The organism is Vibrio sp. 10N.222.48.A3 (genome assembly GCF_041475345.1).
GTDB lineage: Bacteria > Pseudomonadota > Gammaproteobacteria > Enterobacterales > Vibrionaceae > Vibrio > Vibrio tasmaniensis_A.
In genome coordinates this window covers 1-5,908 of sequence record NZ_JBFRVX010000798.1, presented here as the reverse complement: position 1 = coordinate 5,908, position 5,908 = coordinate 1, and the positions used below count along the sequence as shown (strand labels likewise).

7 protein-coding genes are annotated in these 5,908 nt (G+C 45.5%); 4 read left to right on the top strand and 3 right to left on the bottom strand.

Features of this window, described 5'->3' with window-relative positions:
• Window positions 1-203 (bottom strand): UPF0758 domain-containing protein (locus AB4653_RS19950; RefSeq protein ID WP_372105128.1); only part of this gene is annotated, 203 nt, incomplete at its 3' end.
• A gap of 223 nt (window positions 204-426) precedes the next feature.
• Between AB4653_RS19950 and coaBC the strand changes: the two genes are divergently transcribed.
• The 3 genes from coaBC to AB4653_RS19935 all read left to right on the top strand — a co-directional run bounded on the left by coaBC (window position 427) and on the right by AB4653_RS19935 (window position 3,402).
• Window positions 427-1,668 carry a bifunctional phosphopantothenoylcysteine decarboxylase/phosphopantothenate--cysteine ligase CoaBC gene (gene coaBC / locus AB4653_RS19945; protein ID WP_102257559.1) on the top strand — a complete coding sequence of 414 codons (1,242 nt, stop codon included), beginning with the start codon at window positions 427-429 and terminating at the stop codon, window positions 1,666-1,668.
• A 139-nt stretch (window positions 1,669-1,807) separates the two neighbouring features.
• Window positions 1,808-2,398 (top strand): nucleoid occlusion factor SlmA, encoded by a 591-nt coding sequence (gene slmA, locus AB4653_RS19940; protein WP_004741428.1) that lies wholly within the window; start codon window positions 1,808-1,810, stop codon window positions 2,396-2,398.
• 23 nt (window positions 2,399-2,421) lie between these two features.
• Entirely contained in the window at window positions 2,422-3,402 is a 981-nt protein-coding gene (locus tag AB4653_RS19935) for a Kdo(2)-lipid IV(A) acyltransferase (protein WP_029223859.1), read from the top strand.
• 133 nt (window positions 3,403-3,535) lie between these two features.
• Here AB4653_RS19935 and pyrE read toward each other — a convergent pair whose 3' ends face one another.
• Together pyrE and rph are read right to left on the bottom strand one after the other, a co-directional pair.
• A complete protein-coding gene (gene pyrE, locus AB4653_RS19930; protein ID WP_009847982.1) occupies window positions 3,536-4,177 on the bottom strand; it encodes an orotate phosphoribosyltransferase in 642 nt (213 codons plus the stop codon).
• 105 nt (window positions 4,178-4,282) lie between these two features.
• Entirely contained in the window at window positions 4,283-4,999 is a 717-nt protein-coding gene (gene rph / locus AB4653_RS19925) for a ribonuclease PH (RefSeq protein ID WP_004735726.1), read from the bottom strand.
• A 248-nt stretch (window positions 5,000-5,247) separates the two neighbouring features.
• On the opposite strand from rph, the gene AB4653_RS19920 reads away from it, so the two are divergent.
• Window positions 5,248-5,908 (top strand): YicC/YloC family endoribonuclease (locus AB4653_RS19920; RefSeq protein ID WP_372105126.1); only part of this gene is annotated, 661 nt, incomplete at its 3' end.

Genomic DNA, 5,908 nt, shown 5'->3' with positions numbered 1-5,908 from the left:
AACTCAGCCTCCGTTGCAGAAAAAAGATGGCGAAGCGAACCAAAATCTTTGATCAACTTGTCTGATAACTCTAAAACATTCATTCCTTGTGTGCCCGTTCGAAGAAATATCGCTAACAACTCCGCATCACTTAAGGAGTCGGGGCCTCTACTCAGTAACTTTTCTCTTGGCATCGACTCAACAGGCATTTTACTTATAGGCATATAAAGGCTATCTAGGGTGATGAATACGATCCATCAGCCTAAACCGTTTGTCTACGGAGAGCTTCCACTGCGTTATAAAGAAGACTAATGCCTAGCAAAACCGTGTAATTGATAAGTTTGATAACATCAACTTGATGAGTGTCAAACCTGTTCCAATTCTGCTTCTAGGCACTAATCCTTTGTTCTGATATCGTTAGTCCCAGAGAAATTAAGGAACAGAATCATGCAAACATTGGTTAATCAACTGGATAACGCTGACCAACAAGGCCTAGCTGGAAAAAAAATCCTACTTGGCATTAGTGGTGGTATCGCAGCTTATAAATGTGCCGAACTGACTCGACGCTTAATCGAACGTGGTGCGCAGGTACAAGTCGTCATGACTAATGCGGCTAAGGAGTTCATTACTCCTCTCACCATGCAAGCTGTCTCTGGAAGGCCAGTGTCTGATAGTTTGCTTGATCCTGCTGCTGAAGCTTCCATGGGGCACATCGAACTGGCGAAATGGGCTGACCTAGTCTTATTAGCACCCGCAACCGCAGACCTTATTGCGCGTATGGCCGCAGGCATGGGTAACGACCTACTGACCACTTTGGTTTTAGCAACCGATGCGCCAGTTGCGGTATCCCCAGCAATGAACCAACAAATGTACAGCCACCCTGCAACTCAAGAGAACATCGCAACGCTAAAACGTCGTGGATGTGAAATCTGGGGTCCGGCAGCTGGTGAACAGGCCTGTGGCGATGTTGGTATGGGGCGTATGTTAGAGCCAATGCAACTGGTCCATCGTTGTGAAGACTTCTTCCAACCTAAACCTCTGACTGGCCGTTCGGTGTTAATTACTGCGGGTCCAACTCGCGAAGCGATCGACCCAGTTCGTTACATTACCAATCATAGCTCGGGCAAGATGGGCTATGCACTGGCTGAAGCGGCCGCGAAACAAGGTGCTACGGTAACTCTAATTAGTGGCCCTGTATCACTCGCGACACCAAATCAGGTTAATCGCATTGATGTAGACAGCGCACAACAGATGTTTGATGCCGTGAATGCCAATGCTGCTCAGCATGATATTTTCATCAGCTGCGCTGCGGTTGCTGATTACCGCCCAGAGACCATTGCAGACCAGAAGCTTAAAAAAGTCGATGGTAAAGATGACATGACCATTCAAATGGTTAAGAACCCAGACATTGTGGCTTCCGTTGCCTCAATGATCGAAGATCGTCCATTTACTGTCGGCTTCGCAGCAGAAACTCAAGATGTCGAGAAGTATGCGCGCGGAAAATTGGAAAGAAAGAACCTCGACATGATTTGCGCCAACGACGTTTCTGTCGAAGGCCAAGGCTTCAATACCAGTAGTAATGAGTTGCACCTTTATTGGAAAGGTGGCGATAAATCTCTACCTCTAGATAGCAAAAACTCTCTTGGTTTCCAGATCCTTAATCAGATCCAACAGCTTATTGACGTATAAACGCACAAATTTTACCCTGACAATACGCTGACACCTCTCGATTCTGTTGACCTAGGTCTTACAAAACTAGGAACAGAATTGAATGGTGTTTATAATCCTTCTTCACTCAATCCTCATCTTTAGGAAAGGAAGTAAATAGATGGCCGGTACTCGAAAATCAAACCGTCGTGAAGAAATCCTGCAAGCTCTAGCACAAATGTTGGAATCGACCGAAGGCGCTTCTCGTATCACAACGGTAAAGTTGGCCAAGCAAGTTGGTGTTTCTGAAGCTGCGTTATACCGCCACTTCCCAAGCAAAGCTCGCATGTTTGAAGGCTTGATCGAGTTCATTGAAGAAGCGTTGATGTCTCGAATCAACCGTATTCTAGATGAAGAGAAAGACACACTAGAGCGCATACGCCTAGTGCTACAACTTATCTTGGTTTTCTCAGAACGTAACCCAGGCCTGACTCGAATTTTATCGGGTCATGCTCTAATGTTTGAAAATGAACGCCTACGCGATCGCATCAATCAGCTTTTCGAACGTATTGAGACACAACTTCGTCAAATTCTACGAGAAAGAAAGCTTCGTGAAGGGAAGTCATTCCCGGTTGATGAAAAAATCTTAGCGGCTCAATTGTTAGGTCAGGTTGAAGGAAGTTTAAATCGATTTGTTCGCTCGGACTTCAAATATCAACCGACAGAAAACTTTGATGCTTATTGGGCTCTACTCAGCGCTCAGATTAAGTAAACTCAATATCTTAAGTGATGGTTATGACGACGAAAAACTCTCCTGCAAGTAGCACGGTACAACACGTTATTAATAAGCCACCTTTTACCCTAGCACTACTGCACCCTAAATATTGGGGAGTTTGGTTTGGCTTTGGGTTACTGGCTTTTATAGTCAACATTCTACCTTACCGAGTATTACTACTATTAGGCCGTTCGTTAGGTGCTCTTGGTGCCCGCTATGGAAAAAAACGCGTAGCGGTAGCGACACGTAACTTGGAATTAGCCTTCCCCGATAAGCCAGCAGATGAAGTCGCGGCAATGGTCAGCGAGAATTTTAAAAATACTGGTATGGCATTGGTTGAAACCGGTATTACGTGGTTTTGGCCAACATGGCGCTTCAAGCGCATCCTAGTTGATAAAGATACCGAAGTTCTTCGTAGTCATCAGGCTAACGGTAAAGGCGTTCTACTATGTTGTGTTCATGCCTTGAATCTAGAGATCACAGCCCGAGCAATGCCGATCTTGGGTATTCCTGGCCTAGGTGTTTATCGCCCGCATAACAACCCAGCTTATGAGTTCATTCAATACCGCGGTCGAACTCAAAACGGCAACCGTCTAGTTCACCGTAAAGACGTAAAACGTATGATCCGAAGACTGCGACAAGGTGAGACCCTTTTCTACCTCCCTGATCATGACTACGGTCGCAATAAATCTGTATTCGTACCTTTCTTTGCAGTAGAGGATGCAAGCACCACCACTGGAACCAGCATTTTGGCTTACACCAGTCGATGCGCGGTCGTTATTGGGTCTGGCTTTAGAAATGCCGACGGAAAATATGAAATCATGGCCGACGAATCAATCGAAGATAACTATCCGCAGAAAGATGAAAAAGCGGCAGCAGCGTATATGAACCGCTATCTTGAGAAGATTATCTTAAGAGCCCCAGAACAATGGATGTGGCTACACAAGCGCTTCAAAACCATGGAAGATCCAGAAGCGGAAAAAGGCATTCGTTACAAGTAAGCGAGCCTTGTTCTGTCCAATAAGATTTAAGTAAAAAAATGCCCGAAAGAGTTTCATCTCTCGGGCATTTTTCTTTTTTAAGCTCTAAACCTAAGGCACTAAACCATTAGGTTCAACTTCTTCAGTTTACGAATTAGATTCCGTATTGAGTTCGGTACGCTTTTACTGAATCAAGATGTGCTGCGTCTGTGCCTTTCTCTTCAAGAAAAGTCACTAAATCAGTCAGGCTAACGATTGAGATAATCGCACAACCAAAGTCACGCTCAACTTCTTGAATCGCAGACAACTCTCCTTTGCCCTTCTCTTGACGGTCGATAGCAACAAGCACACCCGCTAAATCAGCGCCGTTTGCTTGGATGATTTCCATCGACTCACGAATCGCAGTACCAGCAGTGATCACGTCATCCACTAACATGATGCGACCTTCAAGTTCGCTACCGACTAGGTTGCCACCTTCACCGTGGTTTTTCGCTTCTTTACGGTTGAAGCAGTAAGGCGTGTCCACATCGTGGTGATCAGCAAGTGCAACCGCTGTTGTTGTTGCGATTGGGATGCCTTTGTATGCAGGGCCGAATAGTACGTCGAACTCAATACCTGAATCTGCTAATGCTGCTGCGTAGAAGCGACCTAAACGTGCTAGGTCACGACCTGTATTAAACAATCCAGCATTGAAGAAGTAAGGGCTCTTACGGCCAGACTTTAAAGTAAACTCACCAAACTTAAGTACTTCTTTCTCTAGTGCAAATTCAATAAATTCACGTTGATATGCTTTCATGTTTTTCCTCTACGTTTATCCAATAAAACTTAACTTACGCTCTGCACCACCCTTTCGAGTTTTGCAGACAAAAAAATAGCCCCCAATGTGGGAGCTATCTAGAAACTAATCGGCCAACGCAGCTTTCTGCGCTTCGACGATATCGGTAATGCCCTTATTCGCCAGGGCTAAAAGCTGCATCAGCTCTTCGTGGCTGAACGGTTCGCCTTCTGCGGTGCCTTGAATCTCAATCATCTTACCGTCTTCCGTCATTACAACGTTCATATCGGTATCTGCTGCTGAGTCTTCAACGTACTCAAGGTCACACAATGCTTGTGCCCCAACGATGCCCACTGAAACTGCCGCTACATGGCCTTTCATCGGGTTCTTTTTCAGTTTACCGCTTGCTAGTAGGCTGTTGATAGCATCAGCCATTGCAACGCTTGCACCTGAGATAGAAGCAGTACGAGTACCGCCGTCTGCTTGGATAACATCACAATCGACAGTGATCATGATTTCACCCATTACTTTTAGGTCAACAACAGCACGTAGGCTACGCGCGATCAGACGTTGGATTTCCATCGTACGACCACCTTGCTTGCCGCTCGCCGCTTCACGACGGTTACGAGTGTGCGTTGCACGTGGAAGCATGCCGTATTCAGCCGTTACCCAACCCTTTCCTTGGCCTTTTAACCAACGCGGTACGTTTTCTTCTACCGTCGCATTACATAGAACTTTAGTGTTGCCGAACTCAACTAATACAGAACCTTCAGCATAAGCTGTGTAGTTACGAGTAATTTTAATTGGACGAATTTGATCTACAGCGCGGTCATTTGGACGCATTGGTATCTACCTTATTAACAGTCTGAAGTGATTTACTATCGAAAGAGTGCATCACCTAAGAAAGGGGTGAGACAGTTTTGATTGGGGCAAGATTATATAGCAGTTTATCTTTCAAATCTATTTACCGTTCAAAGCTATTTATCATGAAAGGCTATTTATAGTGAAAAGCGACAAGCTTCGGGAGCACACCATATCGTGATACTATGCGTGCGCGTTATTTTCAGAATGATAAAAGACAGGAAAATTCGATGATTTATAGTATGACCGCGTACGCGCGCAAAGAAGTAAAAGGCGATTGGGGTACAGCAGTATGGGAAATCCGTAGTGTAAACCAACGCTACCTAGAAACTTACTTCCGTATGCCTGAACAGTTCCGTGGTTTAGAGCCAATCCTACGCGAGCGTTTCCGTAAGCGTCTAGCTCGCGGCAAGGTTGAATGTAACCTACGTTTTGAAGCAAACCCAGCAGCGAAAGGCGAGCTAAGCATTAACGAAGGTTTGGCTCAGCAAGTAATCAGTGCTGCTAACCAAGTAATGACGATGACAGGTGAAGACAGCCGTCTGAACCCATTCCAAATCATGAATTGGCCTGGCGTAATGGAAACGCCAGAGCAAGACATGGATGCCATCAACAAAGATCTACTTGAAGCATTCAACGATGCAATCGCAGAGTTCATTGACGCTCGTGCTCGTGAAGGCGAAAACATGAAAGCGCTCATCGTTCAGCGTTTAGATGCAATAACTGAAGAAGTCGTTAAAGTTCGTGCACGCATGCCTGAGATCCTAGAATGGCAACGTGAGCGTCTTCTTACCAAATTTGAAGATGCGAAGATTGAACTTGAAGGTTCTCGTGTTGAGCAAGAGCTGATCCTACTGGCTCAGAAGTCAGACGTAGCAGAAGAGCTAGACC